This is a genomic window from Paraburkholderia sp. RAU2J (genome assembly GCF_003634845.1).
GTDB lineage: Bacteria > Pseudomonadota > Gammaproteobacteria > Burkholderiales > Burkholderiaceae > Paraburkholderia > Paraburkholderia fynbosensis.
Genome location: NZ_RBXG01000002.1, coordinates 1582337 through 1600455, shown reverse-complemented (window position 1 = coordinate 1600455; position 18119 = coordinate 1582337). Strand labels below are relative to the sequence as shown.

The 18119-nt window shown below is 62.6% G+C and carries 12 protein-coding genes and 1 pseudogene; 5 read left to right on the top strand and 8 right to left on the bottom strand.

Annotation, left to right across the window (positions count from 1 at the left end):
* Window positions 1–160 precede the first annotated feature (160 nt).
* The 3 genes from B0G69_RS24685 to B0G69_RS24675 form a co-directional block, all read right to left on the bottom strand.
* Complete coding sequence (locus B0G69_RS24685; RefSeq protein WP_121321887.1) at window positions 161–700, bottom strand: cytochrome b; 540 nt, start codon at window positions 698–700, stop codon at window positions 161–163.
* The gene (locus tag B0G69_RS24680) at window positions 697–1788 is read right to left on the bottom strand and encodes a catalase family peroxidase (protein ID WP_121321885.1); all 1092 of its coding nucleotides are present in this window, start codon (window positions 1786–1788) and stop codon (window positions 697–699) included. Before B0G69_RS24680 ends, B0G69_RS24685 begins: the two co-directional genes overlap by 4 nt.
* Window positions 1789–1896: 108 nt before the next feature.
* Window positions 1897–2169, bottom strand: coding sequence for a DUF4148 domain-containing protein (locus B0G69_RS24675; RefSeq protein WP_121321883.1), 273 nt, complete (start codon window positions 2167–2169; stop codon window positions 1897–1899).
* Window positions 2170–2472: 303 nt separating this feature from the next.
* Between B0G69_RS24675 and B0G69_RS24670 the strand changes: the two genes are divergently transcribed.
* The 3 genes from B0G69_RS24670 to B0G69_RS24660 all read left to right on the top strand — a co-directional run bounded on the left by B0G69_RS24670 (window position 2473) and on the right by B0G69_RS24660 (window position 4714).
* Window positions 2473–3198: a transcriptional regulator gene (locus B0G69_RS24670; RefSeq protein WP_121323860.1), complete on the top strand. Its 726-nt coding sequence runs from the start codon at window positions 2473–2475 to the stop codon at window positions 3196–3198.
* A 176-nt stretch (window positions 3199–3374) separates the two neighbouring features.
* Window positions 3375–3893, top strand: coding sequence for a sigma-70 family RNA polymerase sigma factor (locus B0G69_RS24665; protein WP_121321881.1), 519 nt, complete (start codon window positions 3375–3377; stop codon window positions 3891–3893).
* Window positions 3890–4714 carry an anti-sigma factor gene (locus B0G69_RS24660; RefSeq protein WP_121321879.1) on the top strand — a complete coding sequence of 275 codons (825 nt, stop codon included), beginning with the start codon at window positions 3890–3892 and terminating at the stop codon, window positions 4712–4714. Before B0G69_RS24665 ends, B0G69_RS24660 begins: the two co-directional genes overlap by 4 nt.
* 14 nt (window positions 4715–4728) lie before the next feature.
* Here the strand turns inward: B0G69_RS24660 and B0G69_RS24655 are convergent.
* A pseudogene (locus B0G69_RS24655) lies at window positions 4729–5017 on the bottom strand (IS110 family transposase); the annotation flags it as partial.
* A 484-nt stretch (window positions 5018–5501) separates the two neighbouring features.
* On the opposite strand from B0G69_RS24655, the gene B0G69_RS24650 reads away from it, so the two are divergent.
* Window positions 5502–6323, top strand: a complete 822-nt coding sequence (locus B0G69_RS24650) for an alpha/beta hydrolase (protein ID WP_121323859.1) — start codon at window positions 5502–5504, stop codon at window positions 6321–6323.
* Window positions 6324–6441: 118 nt separating this feature from the next.
* On the opposite strand, the gene B0G69_RS24645 is transcribed toward B0G69_RS24650, so the two are convergent.
* From B0G69_RS24645 to B0G69_RS24630, 4 genes are read right to left on the bottom strand one after another with little or no spacing between them, the layout of a single operon-like run.
* Window positions 6442–7605 carry a hybrid sensor histidine kinase/response regulator gene (locus B0G69_RS24645; protein WP_121321877.1) on the bottom strand — a complete coding sequence of 388 codons (1164 nt, stop codon included), beginning with the start codon at window positions 7603–7605 and terminating at the stop codon, window positions 6442–6444.
* A complete protein-coding gene (locus B0G69_RS24640; protein WP_121321875.1) occupies window positions 7602–10196 on the bottom strand; it encodes a PAS domain S-box protein in 2595 nt (864 codons plus the stop codon). The genes B0G69_RS24645 and B0G69_RS24640 overlap by 4 nt, the downstream gene beginning before the upstream one ends.
* A gap of 9 nt (window positions 10197–10205) precedes the next feature.
* The gene (locus B0G69_RS24635; protein ID WP_121321873.1) at window positions 10206–15215 is read right to left on the bottom strand and encodes an AAA family ATPase; all 5010 of its coding nucleotides are present in this window, start codon (window positions 15213–15215) and stop codon (window positions 10206–10208) included.
* A 24-nt stretch (window positions 15216–15239) separates the two neighbouring features.
* Complete coding sequence (locus B0G69_RS24630; protein WP_121321871.1) at window positions 15240–15920, bottom strand: response regulator transcription factor; 681 nt, start codon at window positions 15918–15920, stop codon at window positions 15240–15242.
* 466 nt (window positions 15921–16386) lie between these two features.
* Between B0G69_RS24630 and B0G69_RS24625 the strand changes: the two genes are divergently transcribed.
* A complete protein-coding gene (locus tag B0G69_RS24625) occupies window positions 16387–18045 on the top strand; it encodes a winged helix-turn-helix domain-containing protein (protein WP_158608970.1) in 1659 nt (552 codons plus the stop codon).
* Window positions 18046–18119: the final 74 nt, after the last annotated feature.

The window sequence follows — 18119 nt, the reverse complement described above, 5'->3', positions numbered from 1 at the left end:
GGAGCGTCACGCCGTGGCCCGGGGCACGCCGGAATCGCCCGGCGAGCCACCCGCTACGCGTAGCGAAGGCCGCATATCAAAGCACCATGCGCGGCGCGCCCAGTATCACCAGCCATCTTCCGGCGGCCCCCTCACATCAGCAGGCCCCAGCCACAAACCACTACCGCCCCCCGCGCGCCATACTCGAAAACACCCCATCCCGCCGGATCAACCCATGAAACAGCGCAGCGGCCAGATGCAGCAACACAGTCGCAAACAGCGCGAACGCCAGCCACGTGTGCAACGCACGCAGCACCGCGAACAACTCGACGTTATGCGGCGCGATCGGCGGCAAATGCAGCGGTCCGTATAGCGTGACCGGATACCCCGCCGCGGACAGCATCGCCCAGCCGATCAACGGCATCACCGCCATCAGCACATACAGCACGAGATGCGAGGCCTTGGCCGCGATGCGCTGCGGCGTCGCCATGTCGGCGGGCAGCGGCGGGCTGCCACGAGTGAGACGCACGCCCACGCGCAGCACCACCAGCAGCAGCAACGCAATGCCGAGCGGCTTGTGGATGGCGATCAGCGTGTTGTGGGCGCGCGAAACGCTCGCCACCATCCCCACGCCGATGAACAGCATTGCGACGATCAACGGCGCCATCGTCCAATGCAGCAGCCGTGCGAGCGGACTGAAATGGGTAGGCGTCGGGCTCATGAGCGGTCTCCGTGGGTCTGTGTTTGATGAACGGCGGGGTGCAGCGTCTCTTCGCGCGTGCGTCGCTGATACGACAGCGCATACGCCGCCGAACGCGCGGCGAGCAACGGATCGTCCGATGGCGCGATGCCCGCCGGCAGGATGGTCGGATCGAAGTTGATGTCGCGGCACGCGCCGTCTTCCTGCGAGCTGGCGCGCTCGAGCACCAGCGTGCCTGCATCGACCTGCTGCCGATCGTTGGGCCATTGCAGCGTGGCGTCGTCGGTGGGGTCGCCCGGTTGCGCGACCGTCAGGATCAGATGCCAGCGCAGCGGCCCCTTCTCAAGACGATCACCGAGATCGGCCTGGAGGAAATTCTTCGCGGCCTTTTGCGCATCGGTGATCGGCGCGTACGGCGTCTCGGGCACCATGGCCCAGCGCACGGCGCGCGTCGTGTTGGAACCGTCGGTGAAACGGAATGCGTTGATGCCATAGTACGCGGCATTCGCGAGACTCGACGAAGGCGGATGCGCCTTCACCCAGTTCTGGAACGGCGCAGTCTCGGGATTGGCCGCGTAGAACGCCTTGAGTTTCGCCGGGTCCGCTTTGCCGGTCGCCGAGTCGGGCCGCGCGGCGAGCAGCTGCTGATAGAACTGCGCGGGCGTGTGCACCGCAAAAACGGGCGTCGAATTCATGCCGGTGCGCCATTGCTCGCCATTCGCCAACTGGAACTCCAACGCGAGGCTGCGCACGGGCGAACTGATGTCCGGCGCGGACGGGTTGCCGCCTGGCACCGCGAAGCGTCCCGTGACCGGCGTGCGCCCCGGTGCAAACACGGCTGCGCGCGACAGCGCCGCGCCGTTGCCGTTGCTGTCGAAATACCCTTCGACGCACAGGCCCTTCGCATGATTGCGCCGGTAGCCCGGATGCGGCTGGCCGGCCACTGTTTCGAACGTATCGATGAAGCGCGATGCGCTCAAACGTGCCGGTGTGAGCCAGCCGGCCGTGTAGGCAAAGCCGCCGGCCAGCGCCAGCACGACCGCGCCGATCGCGGCGAGCCGGCATGGCACGCAGCCAGGCCCGGATTGAGGAACGGGAGGTTGTGTCACGAGGACTCCTTGTCGGATAGATGCACCTACCGGCTAACACGCACGGCGGCGATCTATTCCGCTCGACACCGGCGCGCCCGTTCCAGCCGCGCGCCGGCTGCCGTTACGTCAATTGACGCTGCCTGCCGACGCGCCACCACCGTTCGCCACGCTGCTGGCCGCCGCCGCTTTCGCGGCGAGCGCTTCCTTGCGCTGCTGAACCTGTTGCGCAAAGATCGGATTGACGTCCGGGTACGACGCATCGGTGATGTAGTCGAGGCCGTTCTGCTGCGCCTCGATCAATTCCTGATACACCTCGGCACGTGTCTTGCCTTGCGCAAAAGCGCTCGACGAAGCAGCGAGAACGACGACGGACAAGGCGGCAAATGCGAGCTTCTTCATGATGGACTCCAATGAGTGTTGTGCGGGTTCGCATCAGGGAGAACTACGGCGTGGCGGCTTTTATTCCTGTGTCGACGGCACGAGAAAAACATATCTGGAAAGCGGAATAAAAGCCTGCTCACCGGGGTTTGCACGCACGCTTACTCGCGATTCGACGGCCGCAGGAAAGCAAAGGACGCCGCACCGTTCGCTCATCGCGCGCTTCATGGCATCGAAAAATGACCCACGGCCTGGTGGCGCGGAATAAACCCTCGCCTGCCCGTGTTCGCCCTCGATAGCAGCACTGCGACCACCACCGACACCATGACCTCCACCGACGTCCCTCCCGACTCGCCGCTTTCCGAAGCCGACATCCAGGCCTACGCCGACGGCACCCTGACGCCTGAGCGCGCGGCCTCCCTGCGCGACTATCTCGACAAGGACCCGGTGGAAGCGCGGCGGGTGGCGTTTTACGGCCGGCTGAACGCGCAGATCCAGCAGACCTTCCCCACCGGCGACGAACTCGTGACGCGCCCTGCCGACCGAACGCACCGCGCGTTCGGGCGCGTCAAGCCTGCGGGACGCCGGCGCAAACTGGTCGGCGCATTGGTGGCGCTCGCGCTGACGCTGGCGGCCGCGAGCGGCTGGCTGGCTGCGACCCAGGTATCCGCCCAGGCGCTTAACAACGCCGCCGTGATGGCTTTGGCCGAAACGGCGGCGACGCCGTTTTCCGCGGCGTCGCCGACGCGCGCGAACCCGGCCGCGCCCGAACTCGGCGCGATCGGCCTGCGGCTGGTCGGCCAACGCGTACTGTCGCTTGGCCCGTTGCAGCGCGCCAGCGAGTTCATCTATCTGAACGGCGACAACCAGCCGGTGGTAGTGATATCGACGCTCGCGCTGCTCGCGCCGGCGCAGCCGCAGTGGGCCGCGCGCCGCGTCGGCGAGATCCGGCTGTTGAGCTGGACCGCGCAGCGCCAGCGCTTCGTGGTGGCCGGCGACGCCCACACCCACGGCCTGATGCGCGCCGCCGACGTGATGACCGCGCGATGATGCCGGCAGCGCGCCACAATCTCGCGCACTGAAGGGGAATAGAATGCACTCCCCCGTGTTTGCCATTGGAATGCGCCTGGCAGTCCGCGCGACAGCCGCCGGCCCTACGCCCGATCGACGCCCCTTCATCGGACCCGCGATCGGACTCACCATCGGACTCACCATCGGGATCAAAAATGGATGTGCGTGACGAGTTGATGGAGCATGTGCCGCGCTTGCGGCGCTATGCGCGAGCGCTGATCAACAACCGCGATCTCGCCGACGACCTCGTGCAGGACACGCTCGAACGCGCGCTCGGCCGCACGGGCATGTTTCAGCCCGGCACCGACCTGCGCGCGTGGCTCTTCACGATCATGCACAACGTGTTCGCCAATCAGGCGCGCAAGGCGTCGGCGCGCGCCGTTCACGTGGCCGTCGATGACGACAGCGTCGCCGAGAGCGAATTCGCGGTGCCGTCCGAGCAGGCCCGTTCGCTGGAAATGCGCGACCTCGACTACGCGTTGCAGCGTCTGCCGATGGAGCAGCGCGAAGTCGTGCTGCTGGTCGGTCTCGAGGAAATGAGCTATGCGGACGTGGCGCTCGCGTTGAACATCCCGATCGGCACGGTGATGTCGCGGCTGTCGCGCGGACGCGAGCGGCTGCGGGCATTGATGGCGGGCGCGCAGCCCGGTGCGAAATTACAGGTGGTGCGATGAGCGACCAACAGATGCCGATCGGCGAAGAAGACCTGCACGCGTACGTGGACGGCACGCTGTCCGACGAACGCCGTGCCGAGGTGGAACGCGCGCTCGAACAGAACCCCGAGCTGGCCGCACGCGTCAGCGATTATTTTTCGCTCAACAACATGTTCCATGAGCGCTATGACCGCGTGCTCAGCGAGCCCGTGCCGAAGCGCCTGCAAGCGAGCGCGCCGCGCCGCTCGCGCATTGCCGCCAACTGGCCGCAGTTCGCCGGCATGGCGGCGGCGCTGGTGCTGGGCATCGGCATCGGCTTTGGCACGCACATGGGCCAGGACGCCGTCGGGCCGGTGGCGATGGGCCGCCCGGACACGCGTCCGGTGAGCGCGGACAGCAGCGAAATGTTCGCGCGGCAAGCTGCGCTCGCGCACGTGGTCTACATGCCGGCGATCGACCGGCCGAAAGAGATGAGCGCCGATCACGAACAGGACTTCGTGCAGTGGCTCGCCGAGCGGCTCGGCACCAACGTGCATCCGCCGGTGCTGTCGAAGAGCGGCTTCAACCTGTCGGGCGGCCGCCTGTTGCCCGGCGCCGATGGGCCCACCGCGCAATTCATGTATCGCGGACCGAATGGCGAGCGCGTCACGCTGTGCATCTCGCATCGCAAGGTGAACTCGAACACTACGGCGTTCCAGTTGTATCAGTCCGGGCCGGTGAACGTGTTTTACTGGGTCGACGGCGATTTTGGCTACGCGGTGTCGGGCGGGATCGATCGCAAGCAGTTGCTGCAGCTTTCGCACGACGTGTACTCGCAGTTGACGGGGGCGGCGCCCGGCTGAGGCCGGCGTGCCGTATTATCGGCGAGTTGCTGCCAGCTCGCGATCGATCTCAACGATCTGCTGCTGGAGATACGTGAAGTGCTCGTGTAGCCGCTCGAGAATCGCGACAAGCCGGGGCGGGAGGGAATGGAAGCTGAGGAGTTCTGGAAGTCGCGCACCGTCGGTCTTGCCGACCGGCAGGCTGACACCGAACTCCAGCAGGAAACCATTCATCTGGTTGATCGTCCTCGTTCGATCCCTCGCTATCGATTCACGAACACGGTGTAGCACCGAAAGCGTCTGCTGCGACTCGGTACGATCGCTATCGGGTCGACCGGTTGCGTCGCGGATGGAAAGGATATCGTCGTTGGGCTTGGCTTCGCGAATCCGTTGAAACCTTATTAACGCTCGCTAAACGCCCCCTGGTGCGCGACGAGGGCTGAGCCGAACTCATCTTGAAGGCTCCCAACACCCGGCTTTTTTTCTTCGGTCCCAGCTTCAATTCGGCTTAAGAAGATTTAAGCATTCTGAAGTTCAATAGAGGCATTGACGCCGTACGATTGAAGCTGCGATGCATGGCACGCATCGTCAGGACGACACTTCCCTCAACATCGCAAGACCGGAGAAACACTTGGCAAATCCAACCGAAATCCCATCGGCGCACCGCAGGCAACTGCTCGTTGCAGGCGCGGGTGCAGCCGGCGCGGCGGTCGCGGCGATGGCCGCGCCGGGCGTCGCGATGGCCGCGGCATCTGCCAGTGGCACCACGCACACCGGCAACTCATCCCATTCACATGGAGAGCGTCACATGAACACCGTAACGACCAGGGACGGCACGCGCATTTTTTTCAAGGACTGGGGCAGCGGCAAGCCGGTGGTCTTTTCGCACGGCTGGCCGCTCGACGCCGATGCATGGGATCCCCAGATGCTGTTCCTCGTGCAGAAAGGCTATCGGGTCATTGCGCACGACCGTCGCGGCCACGGACGCTCGGACCAACCGTCCAACGGTAACGACATGGACACCTACGCCGACGATCTGGCCACGGTAATCAACGCGCTCGACCTGAAGGGCGTGATGCTCGTCGGGCACTCCACAGGCGGCGGCGAAATTGCGCATTACATCGGCCGTCACGGCACCTCGCGCGTCTCGAAGGTCGTGCTGATCGGCGCCGTGCCGCCGATCATGGTCAAGACGGAAAGCAATCCGAACGGCTTGCCCATGTCGGTATTCGACGGCATTCGCGAGAGCGTCGCAGGCAACCGGTCGCAGTTCTATAAGGACCTCGCGGTTCCGTTCTTCGGCTTCAATCGCCCGAACGCCAAGATCGAGCAGGGCACGATCGACGAGTTCTGGCGTGAGGGCATGCTCGGTTCGGTCAAGGGCCAGTACGAATGCATCAAACAATTCTCGGAGGTCGACTACACCGAGGATCTGAAGAAAATCGACGTGCCGACGCTGGTTCTCCACGGCGACGACGACCAGATCGTGCCAATCGACGCCTCCGGGCGCCTGTCGGCCAAAATCGTGAAGAACGCCACGCTGAAGGTCTATCCGGGTGCGCCTCACGGCATGTGCACGACCGAAGCCGACAAGGTCAACGCCGACCTGCTGGCCTTTCTGCAGGACTGACGTGATTATGTGAATTCGAGTGCAGTGGCAGGATGAACCGGCCGCGCACTCGATGCGAAAGATGTCGTGCGGCGCTGCGGCCTTGCAGCCAGCGGCTGCCGCACGAGGCGCAATGTCCTTAAAGAAGACCGTTCACACTCAGTGTCGCGATGAGTCCCGGCCGATTGTCGGCGAAGTCGAGCGAGCCGCGATGAAGCGTCGCCACCGCTTTGACCAGTGCGAGTCCCAGGCCCACGCCCGGTGTTCCTCGACTTGCGTCGCCGCGATAAAACCGCTCCGTTACTTTAGGCTTTTCTTCGTCTGGAATACCTGGGCCGTCGTCTGCAACCGAGATTGAAATCATGTCGCCGCGGCGGGCCGCGACCACGTTGGTTTCTCCCCCTTCTCGCGCAAACTTCAGTGCATTGTCGATCAGATTGCCGATGGCCTGCGCCAGCAAGAGCGGATCGGCCACGGCCACCAGTTGACCCGACACCACGAGTGAAAGCGTCACGCCATGCAACTCGGCCACCGGCTGATAAAACTCGACCGCGTCCGAGACGATCGTTTCCAGATCACATGACACAAAGCCCGAGCGTCGCACCCCGGCGTCGATTTCGGCAAGACGCAGCAGCGCATTGAAGATGCTGATCACGCGATCCACATCCGTTAGCGCGACCTCGAACTCGGGCAGGATTGCCTCATCGCCTTGTCGTTTGAGTGTCAACGCCAATGCCTCGAGCCGCGACCGCAATTCGGTAAGCGGCGTGCGCAAATCGTGAGCGATCGCATTCGACACATTGCGCACGCCATGAATCATTTCGATCAGCGCTTCCTCGGCGTGCCTGCGTGTCTTCACTTCCTTCTGCAACTGGATGTTCTGCTCTTCCTGCAGTTTCTGCAGCGCGCGTAGTTTCAGGTGGGTATTCACGCGCGCGGCGACTTCGTCCATCTGCAAAGGCTTGGTGACGTAATCGACCGCGCCGGCGCGAAAGCCCGTGACCTTTTCCTCGGTTCGCGTCAACGACGTCATGAAGATCACCGGAATATCGCGGGTCTTCTCCATTGCCTTCAATCGCCGGCAAGTTTCGAAACCGTCGAGTCCGGGCATCATGACGTCGAGCAGAATCAGATCGGGCTGGGCAAGTTCCGCGCGACGCAACGCTTCCTCGCCGTCACGCGCAATGGCTACCCGAAAATTCTTGCCTTCGAGGCATTCGACCACGAGTCCGAGATTGACCGGCGTATCGTCGACCACCAGAACAATCGGCGCACCGGTTTCGAACGGTTCCGTTGTACTCACGAATCTTGACCCAAATGTTGTTCGATCATGGAAAGCAGGGCCTGCGATTCGTAGCCCGCCGCAAGACGGCGCAACTGCGTCGCAAAGGCTTCGTAGCGGCTATCGAGACCGACGAGATAATCGGCGTGACGGATGATGTCGCGCATCGAACCGAGCAGCGCCAACTGGTGCAGCGTCGTCATTTCATGGCGCGGCGGCACGACCGGCGCGAAGTTCGCGGCAACGTCATCGATGCCGGGCGCGTGGCGCACCTCGCCTTCACAGGCGGCAGTCTGAATCGTCGGACAACACTCCGTGCCCTGCGCCACCACGGAGGCCGGCGCATCGATCTCGAACCAGAACGTGCTGCCCTCGCCGACGGTGCTCTGCACATTGATTTCGCTGCCCATCATGCGCAAGAGTTGACGGCTGATCGCGAGCCCGAGACCTATGCCGCCGTTGCGCCGGGTGAAATCGCCGGCCTGCTCGAACGGCTGAAAGATGGCCTCGATCCTGTCCGGGCTCACACCCACTCCGGTATCCCGCACTTCGAAGCGCAACCGCCCTTCTGAAATCGTTCGAACGATCAACGCGACCTCGCCCTGATCCGTGAACTTGACCGCATTCGCGAGAAGATTCAGCAGCACCTGGCGAAGACGCTTCTCATCGACACGAATGACCTTTGACAGATTCGACGGCACCTCCAAACTGAGGACCAGACGCTTCTGGTCGGCGCGCACGGCCACCATCTCCGCGATAGTGCGGAGAAACGGCCCGACCGACACGTCCGTCACGTTCAGTTCGAGCTTGCCCGCCTCGATTCGCGCAAAATCCAGAATGTCGTCGATCAGCTTGAGCAGATGCTCACCGCTTTGCTCGATGACCCCCAGGCTCGACAGTTGTCGCTCGGTCATGGCCGCGTCCCGGCGCAGGATCTGGGCGTAACCCAGAATGCCGTTCAGCGGCGTGCGCAGTTCATGGCTGATGTTGGCGAGGAACTGATCCTTCGCGCGATTCGCCGTTTCGGCGGCGTCTTTCGCCACGCGCACGGCGTCCTCGAGTGCCTTGCGCACTGAAATATCCTGAAGGATGGCAATCATATGGACCGGCCGGCCGCTCGCGTCGCCTTGCAGTGCCACCGATACACTCACCCATACCCGTGATCCGTCGAGTTTGACCAGCGGCATTTCCTCGGAATAGTGCGAAAGTTCACCCTCGGTCAGCAAACGGCATTTTTCCTCGTTCGTCGCCGCGAATTCTGGATCGGTGATCTGCTGGAAATGCCTGAGCAACAGACTCTCGCGCTGATAGCCCACGATTTCGCACAAGTGTTGATTGACGCGTAGAAAGCGTCCGTCGAGATCGCAGTGCGCGATGCCGACGGCGGCGTTTTCAAACGTGCCTCGAAAGCGCGCTTCGCTGGAGCGAAGCGCCTGCTCCGTGAGTTTCAGCTCCGTGATATCCACGAGGCTGCCCACAAAGCGAATCGGTTTTCCACTCGCATCCCAGCGCGCCATGCCGCGCACCAGAACCCACCGCACGCCGCCATCCCGATGCAGCAAACGGTGCTCCACTTCGAATACATCGACATCCTTCCCGAGATACCGGAGCATGGCTGCTTCGGTGCTCGCGCGGTCCTCGGGGTGCAATACGCTCATGTACGCGTCGTAATCCAGCCTGGCCTGCGTACCCGTGTGGCCGAGCCACTCCAGAATGTTCGAGAAGCGCGCGAAACCTCGGCGGTGATCGCCGTCCGGCATGTCGATTTCCCACACACCCACATTCGATCCGTGCATCGCCATTTCGAGGCGGGCGTTCGTCTCGCGCAGTATGTCGGCTTCTTCAGCCTGACGTCTTTGCGTGACGTCGCGAAACACCAGCACCACGCCGCGGATGTCACCACGCTCGTCGACGATCGGCGAGCCGCTGTCGTCGATCGCGATCTCGCGCCCATCGCGCGCGAGGAGCACCGTGTGGTTCGCCAGCCCGACAAGAGTGCCGGCGCTCAGCACGGCAGCCACCGGGTCTTTGGCCGGCTCACGAGTCGTTTCGTTGATCACGCGAAACACGCCGGCGAGCGGCAGCCCCATCGCGTCGCCCCGCGCCCAGCCCGTCAGCATCTCCGCGACCGGGTTCATGAAGGTAATGCGCGAGTCTCGATCGGTGGCGATTACCGCATCGCCGATGCTCGACAGCGTGACCGCATAGCGTTGTTCGCTCTCTCGCAGCCGGCGTTCCGCGCCGTGCTTGTAGAGCGCCATTTCAACGACTGTGCGCAATTGCGTGTCGTCGAAAGGCTTGAGAACGTAGCCGAAAGGCTCCGTTACCGTTGCGCGCCGGACGGTTTCTTCGTCGGCATAGGCGGTCAGGAAGACGACCGGCAAGTTTAAATTCTCGCGAAGCAGCCGCGCGGTGTCGATGCCGTCGAGTTCGCCTTCCAGCCGCACGTCCATCAGAACGAGATCCGGCGCGGTATCGGCCGCCAACGGAAGTGCGTCTTCGCCGCGCGCCGTCATGCCGACAACGGTATGGCCCGCGCGGCTCATCTGCTGGGCAATATCTCTCGCGACCACCCGGTCGTCTTCGACTACAAGAATGCGTGCGGGCGTCATGATTCGCTCTTATCCACGTCCGTATGCGTTAAAAAGGATGCTGCAGGTGGTGCCGCCCACGTGGCTCAATTCCACGGTGCCGTGCAGCTGATGCGTGAGGTCGTGGACCAGTTGCAGACCCAGCGAGTCCGCTTCGTCCAGCGAAAAATTCGACGTGATCCCAACGCCGTCGTCTGCGACGCTCAGCCTGCAACGCGCTTCGTCGACAAGCCCCAGTTCGACGCGCACGCAGCCGCCGCGTCCGTCCGGAAACGCGTGCTTCAGCGCGTTGGACACCAGCTCGTTGATAATCAGGCCGCAGGATACCGCGCGGTTCATGTCGAGTTGCACGTCGTCGACCTCGACTTGCAGTTCCACGGCCAGCCGGCGCATATCGTGAGCACGCGCGAGATGACCACACAGGTTCTTGACGTGCGTCGCCATCATGATGCGCGCAAAGTTGCCGGCGCGGTACAGGTTCTCGTGCACCAAGGCCATCGACCGCACGCGATTGCGGCTATCCGCGAACAGTTCGGCAACGGAGCTGTCGGTCACGCGCGCCGCCTGCAGATTGAGCAGGCTACTGATCAGTTGCAGATTGTTCTTCACTCGATGATGAACCTCATGCAGCAATGCATCCTTCTCTTCGAGAAGTGCCTCTTTCTCCTCCAGCGACGCGTTCACGAGCGAGATCGCCGCCTGCGAAGCCAACAGTTCAAGTACGGCAATGCGAGGCGGCGTGAACACGCCCGGTGCGAGATCGTTCTCCAGGTACAGCACACCGATCAGCTTTGCCTGCTTCACGAGCGGAAGACTCAGCACGGCTCGAGAGCGGGTCGAGCGCAGATACTCGTCTGTCGCGAACGGATTGGGCAGCGATGCATCGTCGAGCAGCACGCGCTCCTGTGTGCGAATGCTGTCATGCAGAATTGACTCCGGCAGATGGCGCGACGTCACGGCCTCGCGTTGCAAACGCACCTCCACGCTTTCACGGCTCGCCAAGGCCTCCGCTTCGATCCACAATTTTTCCGCGCGAGGCAGAACGAGCAGCGCCCGTCGCGCGCCGGCATGTTCGAGCACGATGGTCATCAGCGTGCGAATCAGCTTGTCGAAGGCGATCTCGCCGGAAATCGCCTGGGATGCCTTGACGACCGTTTCGACATCGAGATGTTCCGCGACGATACTCTTCGCGGGCCCATCGTTCGCCGGTTCATGCACCAGATTCGGATAGTGTCGGTCGAGCGAGCGGACCTTGCCCAACGCCCCCCACCGAAGATACGCAAGCCGCGCGTTGCCGAAATAGACGTAAGCGATGGTCGTAAAATCGCGCGCCAGATAGAACCTCGCCGCAACTTCGAGCGCCAGCGCCTCGATCAAGGGAGACTCGTGATCGCGCGCGAGACGGATTGCGTTTTCGTATTCACGCATCGCCTCGAATTCGCTTCCCCTGATGCGCGCAATCTCACCCGCGACCAGCGCCGAGCGGCAGGCAAAATTGCAGGGAGAGTGAGCGGCCCAGATCGCGAGTTTGGCATGATGCTCGACGAGCGCGCGAAATTGCTCCGCCTGCTCGCCGGACGGTGCGTCGTCATGCCGGCGTGCTCGCGCAAGGGCGGCGTAAAAGTGGTACTCGGCAAGTTCCAGGTGACCGGACGATGTCCACAGCAACGGTTCCGCCTTCGCCGCGGCCGCCATTGCCCCGGTTATATCGCCCGCGAAATAGCGCCCTTGCAGTTTGCGAATCCAGTACCAGCACGCCGCAATCGCCAGACACGGATCGGCTTCGAGATGCTGTTCAAAGGCGGCTTCGTCGAATACTGCGTCGTTGAAGGAATCAAACGACGGCGTCAGGCCGCGCAAGGTTCGAATGAGCTGCAACTGCGAACCGATGATATCGACAATTAAACCGAATTTCGCGGCCTGCACCACCGCCAGCCGCTCCTGGGCTTCGCGCTCGACCTCGGCGAGCGGATCGCCCGCGGCGAGCAGACTCGTCACCAGGCAACAGCTGCTGAAGCCCGTGTACGTGAGATCCCCGCTCTGGCTGGCGGCGTCGAACGCACGGCGCAATAGCGGCAGCCCCTGCCGAATGGGCTGAGTCCACGGCATGACGTGATACGCGAAGCACATGTAGACGCGCGGCCGGAATCGCTGCAGCCCGCGCTGGTCGACCAGCGCGAGGCCAAGCTTGCCGAACTGGTAGCCTGCCATGTAATCGCCGAACACCGGACCGGCGACCATACCGAGGTAGGTGTAACCGATCGAAGAAGCGTCGCAATTGCCATACGCGAGGCTCAAATTCGCCATGCGGCACAACACGAGGCAGACCAGATTTTCGTCGCTAAAGAATGCCGGCGGCAACACCGCGGTGAGCACGTCCAGCGTCGCGCGCCGGTCGCTATCGGTAAGCATCGGCAGATCGATCAGCGATTCGACCGGCAACTCGCCGATTTGCGCAAGGAGCCGGTCATATTCTTCCCGCGCCTGTTCACGCGAAGGATGAGGCTCCCAGTCGATTCCGACATCGCGCAGGTAGTCGAGGCAAATCTGCACAGCCAGGTCGCTCTGATCGAGCGCTGTGAAAAGCGTGACGCGCAGCCATGTCACGGCGGCACGGTCGGCCAGGTTGGCGGCCCGCGTCGACAGACCGGATAGCCGCTCCCTGGCCGCGTCGGTGTCGCCGGTCAGAAACTCGCACTCCGCAAGACTGCCCTCGAGCGCGAACTTGAGAGAATAATGCATCTCCCAGGCCTCGCTGCCGAGCATCGCGCTCCCCACCGACAGATAAGCCGATGCCGACGCATACGCGGACGATGTCTTTGCCCGCCGCCCGGCAATCAGGTTGAATTCCACGACGCGTTCGCGTTCGGACGGATCGTCGATCAGGCTGGCGGCCCGGTTGTACTGATTGACGATCTCGAAGATATTCTGTTCGAGATCCACCGCGCTCGCGTTGGTCACGAACATCCGGGCAATCCGCAGATGGGCGGCCGCGCGCTCGCCCTCGGGAATCAGCGCGTAGGCCGCTTCCTGGACGCGGTCGTGAAGAAACGCATAGCCGTGCTCGCGCCGAAACACGAGGCCGGCTTCCACCGCGTCCGCAAGCGTGCGATGCACGTCCGCCTCGGACTTACCGCTCACGCGCGTGAGCATCGCGGTGGCGGCGCTATTGCCGAAGCACGCAAACTGCTTGAGCGCGGCTTGGGCGGCGGCCGAAACACGTTCGATTTTGCCGATCATTAAATCGACGACGCTCTCAGAGAAACGCGCTTCACGAAGACTCGCGAGGTCCCACGCCCATGTTCGGCGCACGGGATCGAACGCGAGATGATGTGCCTCGGCCAGCGTTTTGAGAAACTGCACCGTGAAGAATGGATTGCCACCGGTCTTCTCGACGACGAATTGCGCGAGCAAAGATACCTCGGCCGGTTCGGCGTGCATGGCCTCGCCGGTCAGACGTGCTACGTCGCCGAGCTGTAGCGGCGCGAGCACGATATCGTGGACGGGTATGCCCGACTCGCGGATCGCAGCGAGTGCACGGGTTAGCGGATGCGCCGGGCCCACCTCGTTGTCCCGATACGCGCCGACGAGCAGCAGATGCTGCAGGCTCGGCGCGGCAACGAGACTCTGGAGCAGACTGATCGTGCCGGCATCGAGCCATTGCAAGTCGTCGAGAAACAGCACGAGCGGATGCCCGGCGCGCGCGAAGGCGCTGATGAAGCGTCCGAACACGCCTTGAAAGCGAATTTGCGCCTCCTGCGCCGGAAGGTCCGGCACGACCGGCTGCGCACCGATGATGGCTTCGACTTCGGGAATCAGGTTGACGATCAATTGTCCGTTCGGACCGACGGCCTCGCGCAAACTCTTGCGCCAGTGCGCAACCTCGGTCTCGCCCCGGCCGAGTATTTCACGCGTCAGACTCTGAAACGCCTGCCCGAGCGTCGCATAGGGAATATCGCGCTTGTACTGATCGAACTTGCCGGCGGCGAAGCGTCCATCGGACGGACCAAGCCGGTTTTGCAGTTCGTTCACCAACGACGATTTGCCGATACCGGAATAGCCTGAAACCAGTATGAACTCAGCCTTACCATCCCGCACCACACGTTCGAATGCGGCATGCAGCGCGGCCGTTTCGTTTTCGCGCCCATACAACCGGTCGGGAACGAGCAGGCGTTCAGGCGAGTCGTGCACGCAAAGCGGAAACGGGTCGATGCGCCCTGTTTGATCCCACGCATCGAGGCAGCGACGCAAATCGCTTTCAAGACCCTGGGCCGTTTGATAACGCTCCTCAACGGCTTTCCCGAGCAGACGCATGACGATCGCGGCCACCTGCGCCGGTACCCCGCTCGCGAGTTCGTTCAACGGAATCGGCGTTCTTGCGACGTGACAATGAATCCACTCGATTGGCGAGTTCGCCCGGTACGGAAACTGTCCCGTCAACATCTCGTAGAACGTGATGCCCAGCGAGTAAAGGTCGGCGCGCGAATCGATCGAACGATTCATCCGGCCGGTCTGTTCCGGTGCGAGGTAGGGCAGCGCGCCCACCGTGATATCAGGCAGCGCGCTGACCGGTTGCTCGCCCGTCACGCGTGACGCGATGCCGAAGCCGGTCAACGCCACGCCGTCCGTCTCCCTATCCACGAGGATGTTGGCCGGCCTGATGTCCTTATGGACCAGACCGCCTTCATGCAGCTTTCCAAGTGCGGCCGCGAGGTTGAGTGCAATCACCAGGAAGCGGCGCAGCGGCAGCGAACCTATTGGCATCGCAAGGAGCGGGATGCCGCCGCGGTCTTCGAGCAGCAACGCGGTACTCCCGCCATGTTCGATCAACGCGTGCGGCCGGGTGACGAACCGGCCGTCGAGCAGGCTGCGGAGTTCATAGGCATGCTCCAGACGCGCCTGACTCTTTGCGGCCGGTTGCGGGGCCGTCAATGTGACGGCCAGCCATGTCTCGGCGCTATCGGGCCGGCTGACGCGGGACAAGACGAACTCGCCGTCGTCGCAGAGCGTTTTGAACGTGAAGCCTGTTAACTCAATCATGCCGCCCTCACCGCCGCCCTCACCCTACTCGTTCGCCGTCAACATATAGCCCGCGTTGCGCACTGTCCTCAGCAAGGAGCGCTCAAAACTGGCATCGATCTTGTGACGCAATTTGCTCACATGAACATCGATCACGTTCGTTTGAGGATCGAAGTGATAGTCCCAGATGTTCTCAAGCAGCATGGTGCGCGTGACGACCTGGTCCGCGTGCCGCATCAAGTATTCGAGCAGCTTGAACTCGCGCGGCTTCAACACGATCAGCCGGCCGGCTCGCGCCACTTTGCGCGAGAGCAGGTCGATCGAAAGATCGCCCACCTTCAGGCTCGTTTCCGCGTAGCTCTCGTGCAGGCGACGCGTCAATGCATCGAGCCGGGCCAACACTTCGCCGAACGCAAACGGCTTGACGACATAGTCGTCGCCTCCCGCCTTCAGCCCGCGAATCCGCTCATCGACGTCGTCCAGCGCGCTCACGATCAGGATAGGTACCCGGTTGCCCGTTGCACGCAAGGCGGCAATGATGCCCAGACCGTCGATTCCGCCGGGCAGCATGCGATCCATGATGATGGCGTCGTAGGACTCGCTCGCGGCGAGAAACATGCCGTTGCGACCGTTGTCCGTGGAATCGACCACATGGCCCGCTTCTACGAGGCCTTTCTTCAGAAATCCGGAAACCCGTTCGTTATCTTCGACAAGCAGGATTTTCATTTAAATCTCATGCCCTCTGGTGAGGCCTGGCCGACCTACGAAGGTCGACACGATAGTCGTTCATGCTTCATTTCCACGTTTGAGTGCGGCTCGAGTCTCTATCGCCGCCATGAGCGCGATGGCCTTGAAGGCCGTTGGCGTCAACTTGCATCGCCATTCAAAGCCCCGTCGGTTCAGCTTTGCTTTTTTCCGACGCATTTCCCGATTATCCGCGAAAAGCGGCACGCCCAATTCGACGGCCCATTAATTTTTTTTAATGTTTTTTGCCGACCGGAACGAATCGATATTCCGTCGGCCAAAAAGCCGCCTGCGGGCCCGAGTCGACGGCCTTGTGGGTTAACTATCGTTAACGATTCCCCCATCGGGGAAATATGGCCCGCCGCATAAGATCGTTTCCACCGAATCGGACATGCCGCCCATCGACATGTCGCGCCCTCGGCCCCGCTCAACCCTATGCGGAACCGTCATGATCAAGATAGGACGACTCGATGTGTCGCTGGAGCTACGGCAGCTTTTCGTGGAAGGCCGGCCGCAGCGTGTCGGCTCGCGTGCATTCGATATTCTCGAAGTACTGATCAAGGCGGACGGCAAGCTGGTGAGCAAAGACGCGCTGTTCCAGAGCGTCTGGCCGGATACGGTGGTCGAGGAAAGCAATCTGCAGGTGCATATTTCAACGCTTCGAAAACTGTTCGGCTACGACAAGGACCTCATCAAGACGATACCCGGACGCGGTTATCGTCTGATCCACTCGCACAACATTGAAGACCAGGCACGGCAGTGCGCGGGCGAACCGGCGAGCGTGGCAAAGAGCATCTCGCCGAGCAATGTCCCGCTTTGCTGCACGCCGCTCATCGGCCGCGAGAAAGCGCTTGAGGACGTAAAAAGCGCGCTCGAGGCAGCGCCGCTCGTGACTTTGGTCGGCACAGGCGGCATCGGCAAGACGCAGTTGGGCCTGGAGGTGGCGCGCGCCCAGACAGCGCGCTTTGCCGAAGTGCGATACGTCAATCTGTCGCTCGTCGAGCGGTCCGGGTCCGTCCTGAGCGCAATGGCGGACGAAATCGTGCCCGAGGGAACGGCAGGCGACGTCACACACGCGGCGCTCGCTGATGCAATCGGCTCCCGCAAGCTGTTGATCGTGCTGGACAATTGCGAGCACGTCATTGACGAAGCGGCCACCGTCTGCGAACAACTGATCCTGGCCAATCCCAACCTGAGCATCCTGGCGACGAGCCGCGAGCCGCTGCGTGCGCGCTTCGAAAAGCTTTATTGGGTTCCGCCACTCGACGCGCCGCATGAAGACGCGGGCCGTGATGAGATTCTCGCGTGCAGCGCGGCACGCATGTTCGTGTCGCGCGTGCGCGCGCGCGACCCGCATTTTCGCACCGATCACGATAGCGTCAAATTGATCGGCACGATCTGCCGGCGCCTCGACGGCGTGCCGCTCGCGCTGGAGTTGGCGGCGGCGCGAGTCACCGCGCTCGGCATTGGCGAACTGGTCGCTCAACTCGACAACCGCTTTCGCGTTCTCACGAGCGGACTTCGCAACGCACCGGCGCGCCAGCAAACGCTGAAGGCGGCGCTCGACTGGAGCTACCAGTTTCTGCGCGTTGAGGAGCGCATCGTGCTGCAGAGAATCAGCGTATTTCGCGGCAGGTTTCAGCTCAGCGCCGCATGCGAAGTCGCCGCGCGCGATAACCTGTCCATTGACGAAGTCACCGAGGCGATCGCCGGTCTCGTCTCGAAGTCGCTGCTGATGTTTGGGCCGAGCGGTTCATGCATGACCTACTATCTGCTCGAGACGACGCGGGCGTATGCTCTGGAAATGCTCGCGGACACCGGCGAGAGCGAGATCACGATGCGCCGGTACGAACACTATCTGCGCACACGCGCCGCTGCGGCCAACGAAACGGACGCGGCGGACAGGCTGGCTTATCCGCCTGCCTATCCGCTTGTTGATCCGCTTGTTGATCCGCTTGTTGATCCGCTTGTTGATCCGCTTGTTGATCCGCTTGTTGATCCGCTTGTTGATCCGCTTGTTGATCCGCTTGTTGATCCGCTCATTGATCCCCTTAGTGAGCACATGAGCATGGCAATAGTCGCCAATACTTCCATCGCGCGGATGTAGTCACAGCGAAAAATATCCCGCGCGATATTTACGCCGTCGGGTGAGTCATCGCGAGGCTATTGCCTGGCATGACC